Genomic DNA, 19,264 nt, shown 5'->3' with positions numbered 1-19,264 from the left:
GGCGGTGCGTGCGGTGCCGGCATATCCTGACGGATCATGACGAGCAGCGAGCAGCGACTGGCCGCGATCCGGGGCGGCGTGGCACCCCGCCGGCACAACGCCCGGACGATCGCCGCGCTGACCGGCAATCCGGGCTGCACCCGCCGGGCCGTGCTCGACGGGGCCGGGGTGGACAAGCCGCGGTTGGCCGAGCGGATCGGGTTCCCCGCCCGGTTCGGGCAGTCGCGGTTCGCCATCACCCGCGGCAACGCGTTCGAGGCGCAGGTCAAGGCCGATGGTGGGGCCGAGTTGCTGCGGCTGGTCGCCGAGCGGCTGGGCGTCGAGCCCGGTGACCGGGCCGAGTGGACCGACCTGGACGGCGGCGCCGACCTGCCCGACCGGCACGCCCGCTCGCGGGAACTGCTGACCGGCGCCGTGCCGACCGGGTCGGACCAGCCGGCGGCGCTCTTCGACCACCCGCTGCTGGGGCTGGACATCGCCGGCACCCGGGTGAACCTCGAACCGGACCTGGTCGCCGCCCGGCTCGCCGGCCGCTTCCACGTCGTGGAGGTCAAGTCGTTCCCGGTGATCGACGGGCAGGCCGACCCGGCGAAGGTGTCCGCCGCCGCGATCCAGTCCGCCGTCTACGTGCTGGCGATGCGCGACCTGCTCGCCGACGCCGGCCACGACCCGGATCTGGTGTCGCACGAGGTGGTCCTCGTCTGTCCCCGGGACTTCACCAACCAGCCGGTGGCCAGCCTGGTCGACGTGCGCAAACAGCTGCTCGTGCTGCGCCGCCAGCTCGCCCGCACGGCCCGGCTGGACGACCTGCTGGCCGCCGTGCCGGAGGACTTCACCGCCGACCTGACCGCCGACCCGGCGACGCTGGTCGACGCGCTGTCCCGGGTGGCGGCCCGCTACGCGCCGGAGTGCCTGGCCGCGTGCGAGCTGGCGTACTTCTGCCGGCACGAGGCGCGCGGCCACACCGGGGCGTTGGGCCGGCCGGTGCGGGAGGCGCTCGGCGGGGTCGCCACCGTGGCGGAGGTGCTCGCGCTGGCCGACGGCGAGCGGGCCCCCGAGCCGGAGCAGACGGAGGCGGCCGCGCTGCTGCGCGCCGCCGCCCGGTTGCGCGCCGACGCCCTCGGCGTTCCCGCATGAGTACGCTGCGCGCGCTCGCCAAGGCCCGTGCGGTCGCCGCCGGGGTGGCCCAGCCGGTGGCCACGGTCCGGCACCTGCACCTGCACGAGCGGCCGCTGGTGCTGGTGCCGCTGGCGCTCGCGGGCGAGGCGAACGCGCCCCTCGCCGCGCTGGTCGGGTCGACGCCGCACGACGCCCGGTTGCTGGTCGTGCCGCAGCCGCGCAACCGCGACCAGCGGCACGGGTTCACCGCCGAGCTGGCCGCGATCGTGCTGCCCCACCTGGACGCTCACCGGCAGGCGAGCGAGGCGGTGCCGGTGGACCGGGGCCGCGACGTCCGCCACCGGTACGTCGACGCGCCGCAGCTGCTGGTGCCCAACCCGGCGGGGATCACCTTCCTGCGGCTGCTCGGCCGCTCCACCCGGTTCCGCCGGGCCGACGGTGAGCACCCGGTGCACCCGTCGGTGCCGCTGCTCGGGCGGTGGCTGACCTTCTTCGCCGAGCGCGCCGAACACCCCGGGTCGTCGGCGCTGCTGGCGATGACCGACGCGCTGACCCTGCACTGGGCGACCGGGCAGAGCGCCGTGGAGGATCTGCACCTGCCGGCGGTGCTCGGCTGGCTCGACCCGCCGGCCGGGCTCACCGGCGCCGAGGCGGTGGCCCGGGCCGAGGATCCCGCGACGATGCCACCGGCGGGACCGGCCACCGACCCCGACTTCGACAACCACCGGCTCGCGCCGGCCATGGCCGCGTACGCCGAGGCCGACGACGACCCTGTGGCGCGCGTCGAGGCGTACGCGGAGCTGGAACGCCTGCTGCGCGACCAGCTCACGCCCACCTGGGAGCTGATGTGGCGCGGGGTGGGGTTGCTGCGCGGCCTGCCGCCCGGCGCCCGGGTCGAGGGCCGGTGGGCCGGCGACCGGGACGCGTTCACCGCGCACGCGGAGCACGTCGACGCCGGTGGTGGACCGCAGCCACGCCGGGACGGTGCGGTGGCCGCGGCGGTGCGGCTGCACCGGCTGGAGCGGGCGCTGACCTCGTACGCGGTGCAGCGCGCCTACGACGATCCGCTGGTGATGGCGGAGCACCGGCTGACCGGTGAGGCGTTCGTCGGCGAGGTGACGCTGGCCGACCCGAAGCGGGTGGACGACAGCGGCAAGCGGCCGGTGCTGCGTCCCCGGGTCCAGCTGGTCACCACCGAGCCGGTGCTGGTGCCGGTCGGCGCGACACTGCACTCGCCGGCCCGGCCGGGGCAGAAGGCCCGGGTGGTCTTCGTGACTCCGGGGGCGGACGGCAAGACCGAGGTGGTGCTGGAGCTGTCCGGCGGGATGGGCCGGGCCCTGACCGCCCCGCCGGGCAGCGTGCCCGAGGTGGGGGAGCGGCTCTGCTACACGACGCTGTCGGACGCGTTCCTGCCGGCGGGCGCCTTCCCGACCCCGGAGGAGACCCCGTGGACGCACGGCGGCCCACCCGCCGACGAATCGCCTGCTCCGGTCCGGGACAGCTGAGCGATCCGCGGCGCCGGGCCGATGGTCACCTCGGTCGCGGGGCCGTCGCCGACTCGGGCCGATGGGACAGGACGGCGCGGTGCGCCACGGCGAGGGCGTCCTCGGCGGGCGTCTCGATGTCCGGCCGCACTCCGGTGCCCTCCCAGTTGGTGCCGCTGATCGGGTGGACCGGCCGGGCTATCGGGACGGTGACCTCCAGGTGGGCGTGTGCGCGGAAGCCGATTCTCGGGTGCGCGCCGCCGCCGGTCCGCTCGCCCACCACGGTGGCACGGCCCGACTGCTGGAGGTCGTAGGCCAGCTCCTCACCGCCGGAGAAGGTGCGGCGGCTGGTGAGCACGTGGACGGGCTTGTCCGGGGCGTACCGGGGGACGGGCAGGTACGCGGCGCTCCACGACTGGCGGAACGGCTCGCCGGCGCGGTTGTACATGGTGTGCAGCAGGGTTGGCTCCTCGAACAGCCAGCCGCAGATCAGCGCGACCATGTCGGGGCTGCCTCCGACGTTCTCGCGTAGGTCGAGCAGGAGCGCGTCGGTGTCGGCGAGCAGCCGGAGCGCCGCCGTGAGTTGGTCACCGGCGAGCTGCGGCGGGAACAGGTGCGGTTGGATCTCCAGCAGGCCCACGTTGCCGTCGAGGCGCCGCACCTGGGCGATCCCGCCCATGGTGGTGGTGGCGAGTCGAATGATGCGCTCGTCGTCCGGATCCTGGTCGCGGTCGGCCAGTGGCTCGTCGTGGTGCTTGAGCCGCAGGTGGCGATCGCCGTTGAGCGACTGGAGGTCGGCGGTGACCGTGTCGCCGAGGGTCCGCGGGTCCGGTGTGTCGGCGTACCGGCCGGCGGCGAGTTGGTCGGCGAGCAGGACCGACAGCTGACTGGCGACTTCCGGAAACACGTAGTGCTCCTCGACGAGGTTCGCGGTCCGTTCGACGACCGCGGTGATCTCCGCCTGGCGCATGGTGTCTCCTGCCTGTCGGTCCGGCTGTCGGTGGGAGCAGTAGAGCAGGCCGATTGACAAAGCGTCAAGAGAACTAGACGCTTTAGCCGTGCCTACCGACTTGCTCCCCGACCAGCCGCGCGACGAACAGCTGGAGGTCACCAGCGCCGAACAGTTCAAGGCGTTGGGGCACGCGTTCCGCCACCGACTGCTGTTCGCGCTCGGTCAACGGCCGGCCACGATCAGCCAGCTCGCGGCGTCGCTGGGTGCCGCAAAGGGCACGGTGGCGCACCACCTCGGGGTGCTGCGGGATGCCGGCATGGTGCGAGTGGTCCACACCCGTCCCGTGCGCGGTGGCACCGAGCAGTACTACCAGCGCGCCGCCCGGCGGCTCATCGTGTCCCCGGGCCACCCTGGCGCGACCGGCGCCATGTTCGGGGCGATCGCCGAGGAGATCGCCGCCGCCGCCGACGAGCCGCTGCTTCTGCTGCGCCACCTGCGGCTGACCGCCACGCAGGCCGAGCGACTGCGCGCCGCCCTGCTCGACCTCGTGGAGAACGCCGAGGACGCGGGCGCCGACGAGCCGCGCCACGGGATGCTGGTGAGCCTCTACCGGCAGGGCGCGGGGCCGCCGCCCGACCCGGCCGCCGCGCCGTCGTCCTGAGCGGAGCGGCGGCCGGGTTGTCGGGGACGCGACGACCGGTGGGGCACGGATGCGCCCGCTCGGCCCTGGCGGGAGGGTCCGGAGCCTGGCTAGGCTTTCGGGGTTTCGAGGGACCGGTCCGTGCCGTCGAGGTGCCCGCACGAGAGAGAGCCGGAGCGACCGTGTCGCCGCAGGACGTTGAGCAGGGCACCGCAGCGCGGGCCCCGGTGCCGGCCGTCCTCCCGCCGGGTCTCCTCGCGTGGGCGGTCCCGTCGCCGCTGACCGTTTCCACGGCGGTGGAACCGCCCACCGACCACGACTCGTCCGCCGCGGCGCCCGGCCGGCTGGTCCGGCTCGGCCTGGTCGCCGCCGGAGTCGTCGTGCTGCTGGAGGCGTTCTGGCTGGTCGCGTCGCTGCCCGGCGCGGCCCTGGCCAGCGACGTGGGCGCGATGCTCGTCGCCGCCGGCGCGGCGGCCGCCTGCGTGGCCGTGGCCCGCCGGCATCCGGCGGCGCTGCGCCGGTTCTGGCTGCTGCTCGCGGCGACCATGGCGCTGGCCGCGGCCGGGCGTGCACTGTGGGCGGTGCAGCGGCTCAACGGGGGCGAGCTGCCACACACCCCGCTGATCGGGGCGGTCTTCACCGCCGGCATCCTCACCGGCACCGCCGCGCTGCTCTGCTCGATCACCGCGCCGCGCACCACGGTCGGGCGGGCCCGCACCCTCCTGGACGGGGTGATCGTCGGGCTGGCTCTGGTGCCGATCGGCTGGGTGGTGGTCTTCCGCAACGTCGCCGCCGCCGACCTGGCCGATCCGGTCCGGACCCTCGGTCTGCTCTACCCGATGCTCGACCTGATGCAGCTCACCATCCTGGTGGCGGTGGCCGGGCCGGTCCGTCCGATGTGGCGGCCGATGACCCTCATCGCGGCGAGCCTGGGCACCCGGGCGCTGGCCGACACGGCGTACGTGTCGCTGGCCGTGCGCGGCGACTACTTCTCCGGGCACCCCGTCGACGTCGCCTGGCCGCTCAGTTACCTGCTGATCGCCGTGGCCACCCGGTATCCGTCGCCGCGGCGCTGCCCCGAGGAGGACGAGACCGCGGACGTGCCGCTGCCACCGTGGTGGCGGGTGGCGCTGCCGTACCTGCCGGTCGGCGGGGCGATCGTGGCCGTGCTGCTGGCCCGCCAGCCGTCCGGGCAGACCCCGCAACTGATCTTCGGCGGGATGATGACGCTGCTCGCCGCGCTCGCGGTACGGCAGGGGCTGGCCGCCAACGAGAACCTGTGGCTGGTGGTGCGGCTGCGACGGCTCGCGTACACAGACCAGCTCACCGGCCTGCCCAACCGGCTGATGTTCACCCGCCGACTCCGCCGGGCCCTTCGCGACGGTCGTCGGGTGGCCGTGCTCCTGCTCGACCTGGACGGGTTCAAGCAGGTCAACGACCGGTTCGGGCACGCCACCGGCGACACCCTGCTGACCGGGCTGGCCGCCCGCATGCAGAGCGCCGTCGACGACGACGGCATGATCGCGCGGCTGGGTGGGGACGAGTTCGCCGTGCTGGTCGACAGTGGACGGACGGTGTCGCCGGAGCGGCTCGCCGAACGCCTGCTCGCCGCGCTGCAACCCTCCGACGGCGAGGAGGACGCCGGGGTGCATCCGTCGGCCAGCATCGGCATCGCCGTGTACGGCCCGCAGCACGCCACCCACACCGACCTGCTCCGCGACGCCGACATCGCCATGTACGCGGCCAAGGCCGCCGGCAAGTCCGCGTACCGGACGTGCACTCCGCTGCTGCGCGAGTCGGCGGTGTCCCGCGCCGAGCTGATCGCCGACCTGCGCCGGGCGGTCGACGAGCGGCAGCTGCGCCTGGAGTACCAGCCGATCGTGGACGTCACCACGGGCGTGGTGCGCAGCGCCGAGGCGCTGGTGCGCTGGCACCACCCCCGGCTCGGGGTGCTGACCCCGGCGCGTTTCCTGCCGCTGGCCGAGGAGGCCGGGTTGATCCTGCCGATCGACCGGTGGGTGATCCACGAGGCCTGTCGGGCCGCCGCCGCCTGGCGGGTGGTCGCGCCGCAGGTGACGGTCGCGGTGAACATCTCCGCCGGGCACGTACGCCGACCGGACCTGATCGCCACGGTCACCGCCGCGACGGCCGCCGCCGGGCTGGCGCCCCGGGCGCTCACCCTGGAGCTGACCGAGTCGGCGCTGATCGAGGGCAGCGAGGCGGTTCTGGAGCGGCTGGGGCAGCTGCGCGAGCTCGGCATCGGGATCGCCATCGACGACTTCGGCACCGGCTACTCCTCGCTGAGCTACCTGCATCGCATCCCGGCGACCGAGCTGAAGATCGACCGCTCGTTCGTGGCGCGGCTCGACTCGGCGGACGACCGGGCGCACGCGACGGTGGAGATGGTGGCGCGGCTCGCCGGAGCGTTCGACCTGACGGTGGTGGCCGAGGGGGTGGAGACCGACGCGCAGCACGAGGCGGTGGCCGCGATCGGCTGCGCCCACGGCCAGGGCTGGCGGTACGGCCGACCGGTCGGTCGCGAGGCGCTGCTGGCCCGGCTGACGCCGCTCGGCGTCGGCGACTGACCGTCGCCGCCCCTTGTGGCGAAGCGGCCGCCGGATCGGGGCGGCCGGTCGCAGTATTGGCCTTGACCCTCACGCAACGGCAGGCCGGAGCCTGGTTTCCGGAAGGGGGAACCCCATGGCGTACACGGTGGGCCAGGTGGCGAAGGTCGCCGGCGTGACGGTCCGGACGCTGCACCACTACGACGAGATCGGTCTGCTCTCGCCGAGCGGGCGCACCGCGGCCGGCTACCGCCGCTACGACGACGCGGACCTGGAGCGGTTGCAGCTCATCCGCTACTACCGGGAGCTGGGGTTCCCGTTGGAGGAGATCGCCGCGATCCTCGACGATCCGGCGGCCGACCCGGCGGCGCACCTGCGTCGCCAGCACGAGCTGCTGACCGTACGGGTCAAGCGGTTGCAGGAGATGGTCGCGGCGATCGAGTTCGCGATGGAGGCGAGGAAGATGAACATCCGGCTGACCCCGGAGGAGCGGTTCGAGGTGTTCGGGGACTTCGACCCGGACGCGCACGCCGAGGAGGCGGAGCAGCGGTGGGGCGGGACCGACGCGTACCGGGAGTCGACCCGGCGGGCGTCCCGCTACGGCAAGGACGACTGGCTGCGGATCAAGGAGGAGAACGAGGACTGGGGCCGGCGGATCGTCGCGGTCCAGGCGTCCGGCGCGCCGGCGGACGGCCCGGAGGCGATGGAGTTGGCCGAGGAGCACCGGCAGATCATCAGCCGCTGGTTCTACGAGTGCTCGTACGAGATCCACACCGGCCTCGCCGACATGTACCTGGCCGACGAGCGGTTCACCGCGCACTACGAGGCGATGGCGCCCGGCCTGGCCGGATACCTGAGCGAGGCGATCCACGCCAACGCGATCACCCGGGCGTGACCCGGGTCGCCCGGCCGGCGGGCCGCGCCGAGGCGCGGCCCGCCACGGGGGGTCACTCCTCGACGGGACCGACGTCGACGAGGTAGTCGTAGACGGTGCGGGCCAGTCGGCGTACGGTCTCGTCGCCGGTGGCGATCGGGCCGGAGGTCAGGAAGGCCACCGCGACCTGTGCGCCGGGGATGAGGTAGTAGCCGACGTCGTGCGAGGCGTCGGGCAGGTCGCCGGTCTTGTGGGCGACCGGCACGCCGGGCGGCAGCGCGGCCGGGATCTTGGTGTTCAGGGTCTGCTCGGCCATGAAGCCGATCATCAGGTCCCGGGTGGCGGGGGTGAGGATCTGAGCGTCCCACACCGCGCCGAGCAGGGCGACCACGTCGTCCGGGCTGGTGTAGTTCTCCTCGCCGCGCATGGCGGCCTCGGTGTCGAGCATCTTGCGGGCGAGGATGGTCTCGCGCTGGTTCATCGAGTCGATCAGGTCGTTGACCGGCGCGAAGCCGCCGAAGTAGTCGATGAGCACGTTCGCGGCCGTGTTGTCGCTGTACTTGATCATGTATCGGGCGAGTCGGTACAGGGTAACGACCTGCGGGAACGTCTCGTGCTGGAGTTCGCCGGTGCCGTCGACGACCTGGGCCGGGGTGACCAGCACGCCGTCGTCCAGCGACACCTGGCCGCAGTCCACCCGGCGCAGCAGCTCGACCAGGATCCACAGCTTGATCACGCTGGCCGCCTTCGGGCGGAACGTGCTGTTGACCGAGATCTGCTGGTCGCCGTACCGGCCGGAGAGGTCCCGCACGGCCACGCCCGCGGGGTTGGCGGTGGAGGCGTCCACGACCTGGCTCAACTCTCCGGTCAGCGGCAGCAGTCGCCGGCCGGCGGCCGGGTCGGTGGGCGGCTGCGGCTCGGTGACGACCTCGCCGACCAGTCCCTCGGGCTCCTCGCCGGGGCGGGTGACCTCCAGCAGGCCGCGGGTCCGGCCGACCAGCGGGATGCCGTAGGCGTAGGTGGTGCCGTCCACGGTGACCTCGCCGCTGGCCACCCGGCCGCGCACCCGCATCCCGGGGTCGTCGACCCGCCCGGTGTCGCCGTCGCAGGCCCGGTAGCGCACGGTCCGCGCCACGCTGTCGACGGAGAAGACCCCGCCGGGGAAGGCCATCCAGGCCAGGGTGCTGGCCGGCGGTCGGTCCGACCCGGAGTCGGGCCCGCCGTCGCCCCCGTCGGCCACCGCCGGCACGGGGGCCAGCAGCGCCAGCGCGAGGCCCGCGGCGATCACCCGCATCGGCCGTACGCGGAGCGCCGTCCACCGGGAAGATGAGTGCTTCTTGTCGGTTTTCTTCACGTTTGCACGATATGGAGCGGACGGGGCGGCTGGCGCGGCTGGCGACAGTGTCACCCGTGCGGGGGGCGCGGCCGCCGGAAACCGTGCCGGGTTGGCGGCTGCCGGAAATCGTGGCGGGTTGGCGGCCGCCGGAAACCGTCAGACCGGGGGAGTATCACCGAGTCACCGAACGACCACCGGAGGTCCACCTTGATCATCGTTGCCGGCAGCCTCTACGTCGACCCGGACGGGCGGGACGCCTACCTGGCCAGCTGCCTCGACACCGTGCGGCAGGCGCGGTCGGCGCCCGGCTGCGTCGACTTCGCGATCAGCCCCGACCCGATCGAGCCGGGGCGCGTCAACGTCTACGAGCGCTGGGAGTCCGACGAGCGACTGCTCGCCTTCCGGGGCTCGGGGCCGAGCGAGGAGCAGACTGTGGCGATCCGCGGCGCCGAGGTGCACCGCTACCGCATCTCCGCCGTCGAGGCGCCCTGACGGCGACGCCGCGATCACTCTGCGTCCCCGACCTGGGCGGGCTCTCCGGGGCGGGCCGCCGCCGGATCGCGCCCGCCGTCGGTCAGGTGGGCGGCGGGGCGGGCACCGGCTCCGGCGGTAGGCCCGGCGCCAGGCGGCGCAGCGAGGTGAAGGTGGGCACCAGCGCGTCGTACAACTCGGCGAAGAGCGGCAGCAGCGCGGCGTACGTGGCCGCGGCGGCCGCGTCCGGTCGGACGGTCTCCTCGATCCGCACCAGGTCGGCGGCCACGTCGATCGAGGGGATCAGGCCCAGCGCCTGCATGCCGAGCAGCGCGGCCCCGAAGCCGGAGCCCTCCGGTCCGGTCGGGAAGCTCACCGGCATGCCCAGCACGTCGGCGAGCATCTGCCGCCACAGGCCGCTGCGGGCGAACCCGCCGCTGGCCCGGATCTCCCGGACCTCGTTGCCGGCGGCGCGGACCGAGGCCAGCACCAGCGCCAACTGCTGGCAGACCCCCTCCAGGGCGGCGCGGACCAGGTGCTCGCGGCGGTGCCCACGGGTCAGCCCGACGTACGCCCCGCGGGGTAGTGCGCTCCAGTGGGGTGCGCGCTCGTTCAGCAGGTACGGCAGCATGATGAGTCCGCCGGAGCCGACGGGCGCCCGGGCGGCCAGGGCGGTCAGCTCCCGCTCCGCGTGCGCGCCGAGGTCCGGGGCGAGGGCGTCGCCGGCCCAGCGGAGCACGATGCCGCCGTTGTTGATGGCGCCGCCGACGACCCAGCGGCGCTCGGTCAGCGCGTAGCAGAAGACCCCGCCGAGCGGGTCGACGCCGGGGCGCTCCACCATGACCCGCATGGCTCCGCTGGTGCCGATCGAGCAGGCCATCACCCCGGGACGCACCGCACCGAGCCCCAGGTTGGCCAGCGGACCGTCACCGGCGCCGACGACCACCGGGGTGCGGGCCGGCAGGCCGGTGGCGGCGGCGGTCTGCGGCGTGACGCGGGGCAGCACGGCGGTGGTGTCGACGAGCCGGGGGAGCTGACTCTCGCTGATCCCGGCGATCGCCAGGGCCTCGTTGTCCCAGGTGAGTTGGTGGATGTCGAGCAGGCCGCTGGCCGAGGCCAGCGAGTAGTCGGTCACCAGCGTTCCGCAGAGCCGGAGCAGCACCCAGTCCTTGATGCCGACCCAGCGCGCGACGGTCTCGAAGAGCCTCGGCTCCTGCTCGGCGAACCAGAGCAGCTTCGGCAGTGGAGCCATCGGGTGCACCGGGGTGCCGGTGCGGCGGTGCAGGGCCAGCCCGGAGGGGACCGCGCGCAGCCGTTCCGCCTGGCGGCTGGCGCGGGAGTCGGCCCAGGTGATCGACGGGGTGAGCGGGTCGCCACGGCCGTCGAGGCCGATCAGGCTGTGCATCGCCGAGCCGAACGACAGCCCGGCGACGGGTCGGTCCAGTGCGGCCACGGTGGCGCGGATCGACCCGATGACCGCGTCGAGGATGTTCTGCGGGTCCTGCTCGGCGTACCCGGGTTGCGGTTCGTCGAGCCGGTAGCCGGTGGAGTGACCGGCGAGCTGTCGACCGCGCGTGTCGTACGCGACCACCTTGACGCTGGTGGTGCCGATGTCGACGGCGACCACCACGGGGTCGCCGGCCGGGTCGGCCACCACGCTCACCCCCTCGGCCCGGCCCCGCAGGGGCGCGTCACGCGTCTGCGGCTGACGTTACCGAGGTGGCGGGCGCCCCGTCCGCCGATCGCTCGGCGCGTGACCGGCCGCGCCGACGGGGACGAAACGCTAAATGGCAAACAGCGCCGATTAATGCGAATGCGTTACATCGGCCAACTTCCGGGCCCTTTTTTCACGCCGTGCACATTCCAGCCAATGCGACGGATTGGCCAGTCGGGAATGCAGCGGACGCGGCGGGGACCTGCGGCGAAGGCTCGCCGCCATATGCTCCCCGATGGCTCCCTTCCCCTGTCAATAGACGGGCGCCGATTCTGTCCCGCCATGTTCTTCAACCGGGAAGACGGTCAGGGAAAGGACGGCGCCGAGCCGCCGCAGAATTGCGCCCAGCGTCGGGGGGTCACGTGACCGTCGTCGTAGTTCTCGACATCGATGGAATTGTGCGCGAGCAGCAGAGCCTCATGGTCGAGGTGCGGTCCGCGGACGGCCACCTGCCCGCCGCGATGGCCGCGGTGCGACGGGCGTTGCTCGGGCTCGAGGCCACGACCCTCGACGGGATCTCGTCGGGCCCGGCGTTCGTCTCGTCGCCGATCCCCGTGCCCGGCGCGCAACTCCTCGTCGTGGACCTCGGCCGGCTCCCGGCCGAGCAGGTGCTCGGCGTCCCGGAGCTGCTGGTCCGGCACCTGCACGGTGCCGGGGTGCGGGACGCCTCGGTCGCGGTGACCCGGTCCGGCCGCGTCGGCCCCATCGGGGACGTCGGTCCGTCGGCTCGGTGCTACCTGCGGGCGTCGCTCGGCCCGCCGTTCGGCGACGGGTCGGCGGCGTCGCCGTGGCCCCTGCTCGACGTCGCGCTCGACTGGCTGCACGGCACGCGCGGGCCGACCGACCAGTTGAGCGCCCTCGTGCTCGGCCTCCAGGTGCCGCTGACCGCCGAGACGGCCCGCCCGGTCGCCGCCGCCGTGCTCGCCACCCTGCCCACGGCGACCGCGCTGACCGTGCTCGCCGGCGACCTCACCGACCGCCTGGTCGCCGCCACGCTGGGCGTCGACCGCGCGCTACCGGCGGCCACGCTCACCGTCGCGTCGAGCGACCCGGCCCTCGCCGACCTGCCCGGGCGGATGCGCGCGCTGCGCGACCTGCTTCGCGGGCACGCCTCCACGTTGCTCTGGGCCGGGGTGGACGCCGAGCCGGACGGTGAGCGCGTGCTCGCTCCCCAGTGGTCGCAGCGGCCCGCGGTCGACGGGCGGCCGGTCGACCGCCGGCCGGGGGTGGAGCTGCTCGCCGACGTCCTCGTCCCCGACGCGATGTGGTGCCAGATCCTGTCCGCCGGGCACCTCGCACGGCTCGGCGGCCTCCCGCCCGGGGCGATGCCACTGCCCCACGGTCGGGCGGAGCTGACGATCGGCGAGGCGGAGCAGTGGCTACCCGGCCACCCCGACGCCCCCGCGGTCCGGGCGCAGGGCCGCGCCCTGCTGGCCGGTTGCCTGGTCACCGCCGCCCAGGCGCGGCAGATGTCGGCTGCCCGGGCCCGCGGATCCGCGCCTCCCTGTTGACCTGCGCGCCCGACGGGTGGGAGGGCGTCGAACCGATGCGACACGCCCGACGAGCATGATTCGGTGTGGCAATACCGCCCTATCGTCCAACTTGGTCCGCCGATTGGCTATTTCGTCCGCGCTGGCGTGTCCGCGCCGGCCGCCGCCGGAGTTAACACGTGTGACACCCCGGTTGGTGGCCTGCGCGGCGAAGGAGTCGGCGTGGCAAAGACTGATTCGACGGGTTCCACATGGCGGTACCGGTGGGCGCACCGGCAGAACGAGCGTCGACACCGGACGTACCGCAGCGCCGAGGCCGCCTGGCGGCGGCGCGACGACGAACTGCGCCGGCTGCGCGGCCTCGCCGCCGACCTCCAGGGCTCCGCGGCGGCCGGCGCCGGACTTCCGCTGGAGCTGGCACCCGACGAGGTGGTGCTCTGGGTCTGGCCCGCAGCGCAGCTGGTCGAGGTGCGGCACACCGCCGTACTGCCGGCGCCGGACCTCACCGTCCATCCGGAGATCGGGCCACCGCGAACGCGGCGACCCGACGGCATCCGCGTCGCCGACGCCGGGACCGCCGTGATCACCAGCCGCCGTCTCGTGCTGCTCGGCGGTCGCGGCCGGCGCGACTGGGCGTACGGGAAGATGACCGGCCTGGCCCACGACCCGGCGGCGCCGGTCACCCTGATCCAGGTGCTGGACCGTCGCCGCACCTCCGGGCTGATGCTGCCCGCCGACGCGGCGGCTGATTTCCGGTTCCGGCTGACCCTGGCGTTCGCCGACGCCATCGAGCAGCGTGCCACGGTGCTCGACCAGCTCGACGAGCTGATCGCCGAGCACGCCGAGCTGAAGCCGTTCCGGCCGGCGGTCGCGACGCCCGGACAGGCGCGGCTCTCCGCGCTGGTGCCCGGTGGCCGGCGCACGGTGGCGATCGCCGCGGCGCTCGCCCTGCTGGTGCCCGCCGTGCTCATCGAGTCGGGCCCGTCCGATCCCGCCGGCGTGCGCGCCGTGGCGGCCACCCCCGGGGTCAGCCCCAGCGCCGTTCCGGCACTGATCCGACCGGCCACCGCGCCGTCGGCACCCGCGCCGTCCGCGTCGCCCACGCCCAGGAAGCCGAAGCCCACGGCGTCGCCGTCGTCGAGCGCCGAACGGCGGTGCGGCGCCCCGGTCAACCCGATGGGGTACGACTTCTGCGGCGGCTACCGGATCCGCAAGCCCGCCGCCGAGACCTGCGACCACTTCGACTGCGCACAGGAGTTCTGGGCCGGGCGGGGCTACCTGGTGCAGTGCCGCGACGGGGTGGTCAGCCTGACCGGGGGTTCCCGAGAGGCGTGCGCCGGGCACCGCGGGGTGCGCCGAACCGTCTGGACCTGACCGGGAACCGTGCGGTCGAATCGGCCCGTCGCTTCCCCGTGATCCGCTTCATCTCCATCCGATTCCTGCACGAATGATGGTCTTTGTCCTAGATGATGATCGGCATGGAGATCCGCTCCGACGACGGTGCGCGGCTGAGGATCCGGCCGGTCGGCTACCAGCCGGGCGTCGAGCCGCCCGTCGATCCCGACGAGGCGACGGGGTGGGACGACTGGCTGCTCATCGAGGCGGACGCCCGGACCGCCGACGGTCAGGCCTGGTCCCACTGCCAGCCCAGCCTCACCGTGGCCGAGGCCGGGATGCTCACCGACTGGCTGCGCTGGCACGCCGAGGCCGCGGCGGGCCTTGTCGCTCCGTCGGCCGTGCTGCGCTTCGCCGAGCCGAACCTGGCGTTCCACTCCCGCGTCATCCGCCGTCGCCGGGTCGAGCTGACCGTCGAGTTCTCCTCCGAGTCGCTGCCTCCGTGGATGCGGCGTCCGCTGACCGCCGTCTACCGCCTGCCGCTGACCGTCTCGGCCGACCACCTGGCGGTCGCCGCCGAGCACTGGGCTCGGGAGGTCGAGGCATACCCGCAGCGGGTCGTCTCCTGACCTGTCGGGTGCTCGCAGCGCACCGCCCCATCGGCGCGGGCCAATTCTCTCTTATCGGGAAAAAAGGGAAGCGTCTATCCCCGGCGCGTGTCCTGTCACGAACGCGAGCTGTTGTACCGCGTGTGACCATCACCTCACTCGGCACCGCTGCCTCGGCGACCACCCGACACGGCTGGCGGGTCACCTGGGCGGACCGCGAGAACGAGCGGCGGCGCCGCGCCCACCAGACCGAGGTCGACGCGTGGACCCGCCGCGCCGACGAACTGACCCGGCAACGCATCGAGGCGGCGGGCTTCCTCGGCGCCGCCCAGCCCCGCACCGGCCTGCCGGTGGAGCTCGACAGCGACGAACTCGTCTACCGCGTGCTGCCCGCCGCCGAGCTGGTGGAGGCCGTCGCCCGGCACGTGCCGGGGCTGCCCGCGCCCGCGCTCGCCGTCGGCCCGCCCGGCGTCACCGGACGCGCCCTGCCCCGGGGCCTGCGGGTCGTGGATTCCGGCCTCGCCGTGGTCACCAACCACCGCGTCGCCTTCGGGGGCCGCGAGCAGCGGCGCGAGTGGCGCCACGCCGACCTGCTCGGCCCCGCCCACCACCCCGACGCGCCGCTCACCCTGCTGCACACCGCTGCGGCGGCGCGACTCGCCGGGCTGCTCGTACCCGCCACCACCGTCGCGAACACCCGCTTCTACCTGACCCTCGCCGTCGCCGCCGCCCGCGGTGAACGCGCCACCGTCGTTGCCGAACTCGACGCGCTCGCCGAGGCGCACCAGCGCCGCCGGCCCACCCCGCCGCCGCCGGCGCAGCCGCACGAGGCGCCGCTGACCGCCGTACGCCCGGAGCGCCGCGCGGTGGCCGCCACCGTCGTCATGCTGGCGTTCGCCAGCTTCAGCGCCAACGCCGGCGGCGCCGAACAGGACCCGGGGCGCTACGAGATCGGGGCGGAGGTCCTCGACACGCGGGGCCCGTGGGCGATCGGCGCGGTCGTGCCGACCCTGCCGGCCGAGCCGGTCACGCCGGGCGTCGACCTGAGCACGCCCGCCATCGGCCCGGTCCCGGCCGTCTCCCGTGGCGACGCGCCCGCCGGGCCGACGTCTCCCGGAACGCCGGGGGGCACCACGCCGACCGAGCGGGTGGAAACGCCGAATGGGGGCGGCGGATCCGACCCGGGCACGGCTCCCGCACCGGCCCCGACGACTGCGCCGGTCCCCACGACCGCGCCGGCACCGCCGCCGGTGGAGGGCACCACGCCGCCCGCGCCCGCGCCGACCCCCACCACGACGACCGCCCCCGCCCCAGCGCCGAGCAGCCCACCGCCGACCGCCGCGCCCGCCCCGACGAACCCACCGTCGTCCTCGGATCCACGGCTGCTCACGGTCTGCCTCGACCCGATCCAGCTGCCGCTGCTCGACCCGCTGCTCTGCCCCCGCGACTGACGTACCTCCGTCCGGCGCCGGCGCCGGTGCCGGTCGGGCCGTCGGGGGCGTGATCCACTCGGGATCAGCGATATCGCGGTATCCGATCGCCCCGGACACCGCGATATCAGGGAAACGGAGTCGATCACTGCTCGATCCGGCCGGTGGCGGTGGCTCACCCGGTGGCGCCGAAGTCCGGGACGGTCAGCGTGCCGTCCTCGGCGAGCGGAAAGCCCGGGTTCCAGGCGATCTCCCAGATGTGGCCGTCCGGATCGGCGAAGCAGCCGGCGTAGCCGCCGTAGAACGTGTCCCGGGCCGGCCGGGTCACCTGCGCGCCGGCCGCGGCGGCCGTCGCCAGCAGCGCGTCGACCTCGGCCCGGGAGCGGACATTCTGTGCCAGCGTGAGCCCGCCGAAGCCGCCGCCACCCGGATCGTCGACCCCCGCGTCGGCGGCCAGCTTGTCCCGTGCCCACAGCACCAACGCCAACCCGCCGGCCTGGAAGAAGACCGTCTCCTCGACCTCCTGGCCGCGCCAGCCCAGCCGCTCGTAGAACGTGCGCGCCCGGGCCAGGTCGGCGACGCCGAGGGTGACGAGGCTGATCCGCTGCTCCATCAGCCGGTCACACCCGGCCTGTGGCAGACGACCTCGACGCTGTTGCCGTCGAGGTCACGGACCGGGACGGCCAGGTGATCGATCATCGCCGCTCCTTCTCGGGCACGTCGTTCCCCACCCTAGGCGGCGGATGTGACAGGCGTCGGGAACGACGAGCCGGCTTGCCCGACACGCAGTGCTACGACGCCGCCTACTCAGCATCGATGCTATGGGCTGGGGTGGCGTGGAGCTGGAACCAGAGGTCCGAGGATGGCTGGAAGGGCCCTGGAACGCGACGCCGTACGCCTGACGTACTGGATCGCCCCCGACCGCCGGATCATCCTGCTGACCGTCTTCAACAAGACGCGGATGCGGGCGGGGCGGGAGGTCGAGCGGGCCCGCCGGGCGTGGGAACGATGCGTCGAGGAGCGGCACACGGCGCACGAGGGAGGTTGACGGTGAACGATTGCGTCGACTGGAACGACCTGCGCGAGCGGCGGATGGCCGAACCGGGGGCGGCTGAGGCGTACGAGGCCACCCGGATCGCCTTCGAGCTGGGCCAGGAGGTGCGGCACCTGCGGGAGCAGCACGGGTGGAGTCAAAGCCAACTCGCCCGCGTCGCCGGCATGACGCAGTCGGCCGTGGCCCGCTGCGAAGCGGGCGGGACGGTGCGACCCTGCCGGTGCTGGAACGGCTGGCGCGGGCCCTCGACGTGCGGCTGGATGTCAGGTTCGCGCCGAAGTCCGGCGCCGTCTGACCGAGCCGCCTGGGCGCCGGTGGGGAGTGTGCTGGCGTACGCCCACCCTGACCTGCTGTGATGTGCCCGTGGGGGAGTCGGAGGTGCGGCGCACCGTCGAGACGGTGTGGCGGATGGAGGCCGGACGCGTCGTCGCCGGCATCGCGGGGATCGTCCGGGACGTCGGGCTGGCCGAGGAGTTGGCGCAGGACGCCATGGTCGCCGCCCTCGAACAGTGGCCGCGCGACGGCGTACCCGCCAACCCGGGCGCGTGGTTGACGACCGTGGGCAAGCGGCGGGCCGTCGACCTGGTCCGCCGCCAGCAGACCCGCGACCGGGTGGTGGACGCCCTCGGCCGTGACCTCGACGAGCACCACACCCCCGACTTCGACGCCGCCGTCGAGGACCGCATCGAGGACGACCTGCTGCGGCTGATCTTCGTCTCCTGCCACCCGGTGCTCTCCCCGATCGCGCGGGCCGCGCTCACCCTGCGGCTGCTCGGCGGCCTGACCACCGGCGAGATCGCCCGCGCCTTCCTCACCACCGAGTCCACCATCGGGCAACGGATCACCCGGGCCAAGCAGACCCTCGCCGCCGCGAAGGTGCCGTTCGAGGTCCCCGAGCCGGCCGAGCGCGCCGAACGCCTCGGGTCGGTGCTGGAGGTCGTCTACCTGATCTTCAACGAGGGGTACGCGGCCACCGCCGGCGACGACTGGATGCGCCCCGCCCTCGCCCAGGAGGCGCTGCGGCTGGCCCGACAGTTGCAGGCCCTCATGCCGGGCGAACCCGAGGTGCACGGCCTCGCCGCGCTGCTGGAGATCCAGGCGTCGCGGACCCGCGCCCGCACCGGCCCCGACGGGGAGCCGATCCTCCTCAACGACCAGGACCGCAGTCGCTGGGACCGGCTGCTCATCCGCCGCGGCCTCGCCGCCCTCGACCGGGCCCGCACCGACCACCCCGGCCCGTACGCCGTCCAGGCCGAGATCGCCGCCTGCCACGCACGGGCGCGTACGCCGGAGGAGACCGACTGGGCGCGGATCGCGACCCTCTACGTGGAGCTGGCCCGGCTGGTGCCCTCGCCCGTGGTGGAGTTGAACCGCGCGGTCGCCGTCGCTCAGGCCGACGGCCCCGCCGCCGGTCTGGAGCTGGCCCGGAAGCTCGCCGACGAGCCGGCGCTGGCCCAGTACCACCTGCTGCCCAGCGTGCTCGGCGACCTGCTCGCCAAGCTCGGCCGGCACGACGAGGCGCGGCGCGAGTTCGAACGCGCGGCGTCACTGGCCGGCAACGCGCGGGAGCGGGCGCTGCTGCTCGACCGGGCCGCCGCCAGCGACCGGAGCGGCCGCCACCAGCGGTCAGAAAAATCTTGAAACTGGATGTCGGATCCCGGCCGATCCGATCGACGCGTCAGTGAGAGTCACCGAGATCCTGGAGAGGAACACCGAAATGCGCTACATGCTCATGCACAAGCTCGACGAGGACCAGCCCGGCGCCTTCGACCCGAGCCCCGAGTTCATCGAGCGGATGGGTGCCTTCGTCGGCGAGGCCGCCAAGGCCGGCGTCCTCCTCGCCGGTGAGGGCCTGGAGAAGAGCAGCAAGGAGTCGGGCCGGATCACCGCCGAGAAGGGCAAGACCACCATCACCGACGGTCCGTTCACCGAGACCAAGGAGCTCATCGCCGGGTTCGCGCTGATGGAGGTCCGGTCGAAGGACGAGGCGATGGAGTGGGCGAAGCGGTTCGTCGACCTCTTCATCGCGGCCGGCGTTGACGTCGAGGTCGACGTCCGCAAGGTCAACGAGTTTTCGGAGCCGGCCTGACGTACGGCACGTGAGCGGGGCCGGTCCGACCGGACCGGCCCCCGTTCCCGCGGACACTCGCGGCGGCCGGCGGCCAAGTGTCCGAAAAGAGGCGACATGCGACG

General features: G+C 74.1%; 18 protein-coding genes. 14 read left to right on the top strand and 4 right to left on the bottom strand.

Annotation, left to right across the window (positions count from 1 at the left end):
• The first annotated feature begins 36 nt into the window (after nucleotides 1–36).
• A complete protein-coding gene (locus GA0070620_RS16230; protein ID WP_091591812.1) occupies nucleotides 37–1,137 on the top strand; it encodes a hypothetical protein in 1,101 nt (366 codons plus the stop codon).
• Nucleotides 1,134–2,624 (top strand): hypothetical protein, encoded by a 1,491-nt coding sequence (locus GA0070620_RS16225; protein ID WP_091591809.1) that lies wholly within the window; start codon nucleotides 1,134–1,136, stop codon nucleotides 2,622–2,624. Before GA0070620_RS16230 ends, GA0070620_RS16225 begins: the two co-directional genes overlap by 4 nt.
• A 25-nt stretch (nucleotides 2,625–2,649) precedes the next feature.
• Here GA0070620_RS16225 and GA0070620_RS16220 read toward each other — a convergent pair whose 3' ends face one another.
• Nucleotides 2,650–3,573, bottom strand: coding sequence for a S41 family peptidase (locus GA0070620_RS16220; RefSeq protein ID WP_091591807.1), 924 nt, complete (start codon nucleotides 3,571–3,573; stop codon nucleotides 2,650–2,652).
• A gap of 88 nt (nucleotides 3,574–3,661) precedes the next feature.
• Here GA0070620_RS16220 and GA0070620_RS16215 point away from each other — a divergent pair, with 88 nt between their 5' ends.
• The 3 genes from GA0070620_RS16215 (at nucleotide 3,662) to GA0070620_RS16205 (ending at nucleotide 7,654) form a co-directional block, all read left to right on the top strand.
• Nucleotides 3,662–4,216, top strand: a complete 555-nt coding sequence (locus GA0070620_RS16215; protein WP_231921820.1) for an ArsR/SmtB family transcription factor — start codon at nucleotides 3,662–3,664, stop codon at nucleotides 4,214–4,216.
• A 161-nt stretch (nucleotides 4,217–4,377) separates the two neighbouring features.
• Nucleotides 4,378–6,780 carry a putative bifunctional diguanylate cyclase/phosphodiesterase gene (locus GA0070620_RS16210; protein ID WP_231921819.1) on the top strand — a complete coding sequence of 801 codons (2,403 nt, stop codon included), beginning with the start codon at nucleotides 4,378–4,380 and terminating at the stop codon, nucleotides 6,778–6,780.
• A gap of 115 nt (nucleotides 6,781–6,895) precedes the next feature.
• Entirely contained in the window at nucleotides 6,896–7,654 is a 759-nt protein-coding gene (locus GA0070620_RS16205; RefSeq protein WP_091591805.1) for a MerR family transcriptional regulator, read from the top strand.
• A 52-nt stretch (nucleotides 7,655–7,706) separates the two neighbouring features.
• Here GA0070620_RS16205 and GA0070620_RS16200 read toward each other — a convergent pair whose 3' ends face one another.
• Entirely contained in the window at nucleotides 7,707–8,927 is a 1,221-nt protein-coding gene (locus GA0070620_RS16200; RefSeq protein ID WP_091591802.1) for a serine hydrolase, read from the bottom strand.
• A 249-nt stretch (nucleotides 8,928–9,176) separates the two neighbouring features.
• Between GA0070620_RS16200 and GA0070620_RS16195 the strand changes: the two genes are divergently transcribed.
• On the top strand, nucleotides 9,177–9,461 hold the full coding sequence (locus GA0070620_RS16195) for a putative quinol monooxygenase (protein ID WP_091591800.1): 285 nt from the start codon (nucleotides 9,177–9,179) through the stop codon (nucleotides 9,459–9,461).
• Nucleotides 9,462–9,543: 82 nt separating this feature from the next.
• Here the strand turns inward: GA0070620_RS16195 and GA0070620_RS16190 are convergent, their stop codons facing one another.
• Nucleotides 9,544–11,094 carry a gluconokinase gene (locus GA0070620_RS16190; protein WP_091598832.1) on the bottom strand — a complete coding sequence of 517 codons (1,551 nt, stop codon included), beginning with the start codon at nucleotides 11,092–11,094 and terminating at the stop codon, nucleotides 9,544–9,546.
• A 422-nt stretch (nucleotides 11,095–11,516) separates the two neighbouring features.
• On the opposite strand from GA0070620_RS16190, the gene GA0070620_RS16185 reads away from it, so the two are divergent.
• From GA0070620_RS16185 to GA0070620_RS16170, 4 genes are all read left to right on the top strand, one after another.
• Nucleotides 11,517–12,665 carry a hypothetical protein gene (locus tag GA0070620_RS16185; protein WP_157741637.1) on the top strand — a complete coding sequence of 383 codons (1,149 nt, stop codon included), beginning with the start codon at nucleotides 11,517–11,519 and terminating at the stop codon, nucleotides 12,663–12,665.
• Between the two features lie 201 nt (nucleotides 12,666–12,866).
• On the top strand, nucleotides 12,867–14,018 hold the full coding sequence (locus GA0070620_RS16180; protein ID WP_091591794.1) for a hypothetical protein: 1,152 nt from the start codon (nucleotides 12,867–12,869) through the stop codon (nucleotides 14,016–14,018).
• A gap of 104 nt (nucleotides 14,019–14,122) precedes the next feature.
• On the top strand, nucleotides 14,123–14,608 hold the full coding sequence (locus tag GA0070620_RS16175; protein ID WP_157741636.1) for a WapI family immunity protein: 486 nt from the start codon (nucleotides 14,123–14,125) through the stop codon (nucleotides 14,606–14,608).
• A gap of 122 nt (nucleotides 14,609–14,730) precedes the next feature.
• Nucleotides 14,731–16,038: a hypothetical protein gene (locus tag GA0070620_RS16170; RefSeq protein ID WP_091591788.1), complete on the top strand. Its 1,308-nt coding sequence runs from the start codon at nucleotides 14,731–14,733 to the stop codon at nucleotides 16,036–16,038.
• A gap of 154 nt (nucleotides 16,039–16,192) precedes the next feature.
• Here GA0070620_RS16170 and GA0070620_RS16165 read toward each other — a convergent pair whose 3' ends face one another.
• Nucleotides 16,193–16,630 (bottom strand): VOC family protein, encoded by a 438-nt coding sequence (locus GA0070620_RS16165; RefSeq protein ID WP_091591786.1) that lies wholly within the window; start codon nucleotides 16,628–16,630, stop codon nucleotides 16,193–16,195.
• Between the two features lie 249 nt (nucleotides 16,631–16,879).
• Here GA0070620_RS16165 and GA0070620_RS16160 point away from each other — a divergent pair, with 249 nt between their 5' ends.
• From GA0070620_RS16160 to GA0070620_RS16145, 4 genes are read left to right on the top strand one after another with little or no spacing between them, the layout of a single operon-like run.
• The gene (locus tag GA0070620_RS16160; RefSeq protein ID WP_197677675.1) at nucleotides 16,880–17,065 is read left to right on the top strand and encodes a hypothetical protein; all 186 of its coding nucleotides are present in this window, start codon (nucleotides 16,880–16,882) and stop codon (nucleotides 17,063–17,065) included.
• Nucleotides 17,066–17,067: 2 nt separating this feature from the next.
• Nucleotides 17,068–17,427 (top strand): helix-turn-helix domain-containing protein, encoded by a 360-nt coding sequence (locus GA0070620_RS16155; protein ID WP_197677457.1) that lies wholly within the window; start codon nucleotides 17,068–17,070, stop codon nucleotides 17,425–17,427.
• Between the two features lie 7 nt (nucleotides 17,428–17,434).
• Nucleotides 17,435–18,712 carry an RNA polymerase sigma factor gene (locus tag GA0070620_RS16150; RefSeq protein ID WP_091591784.1) on the top strand — a complete coding sequence of 426 codons (1,278 nt, stop codon included), beginning with the start codon at nucleotides 17,435–17,437 and terminating at the stop codon, nucleotides 18,710–18,712.
• Between the two features lie 40 nt (nucleotides 18,713–18,752).
• The gene (locus tag GA0070620_RS16145) at nucleotides 18,753–19,160 is read left to right on the top strand and encodes a YciI family protein (RefSeq protein WP_231921818.1); all 408 of its coding nucleotides are present in this window, start codon (nucleotides 18,753–18,755) and stop codon (nucleotides 19,158–19,160) included.
• The last annotated feature ends 104 nt before the right edge of the window (nucleotides 19,161–19,264 follow it).

The sequence above is a fragment of the Micromonospora krabiensis genome, from assembly GCF_900091425.1.
Taxonomy (GTDB): domain Bacteria; phylum Actinomycetota; class Actinomycetes; order Mycobacteriales; family Micromonosporaceae; genus Micromonospora; species Micromonospora krabiensis.
Note: the sequence above shows the minus strand (reverse complement) of the source record. Positions and strands in the feature narration are given on the sequence as shown.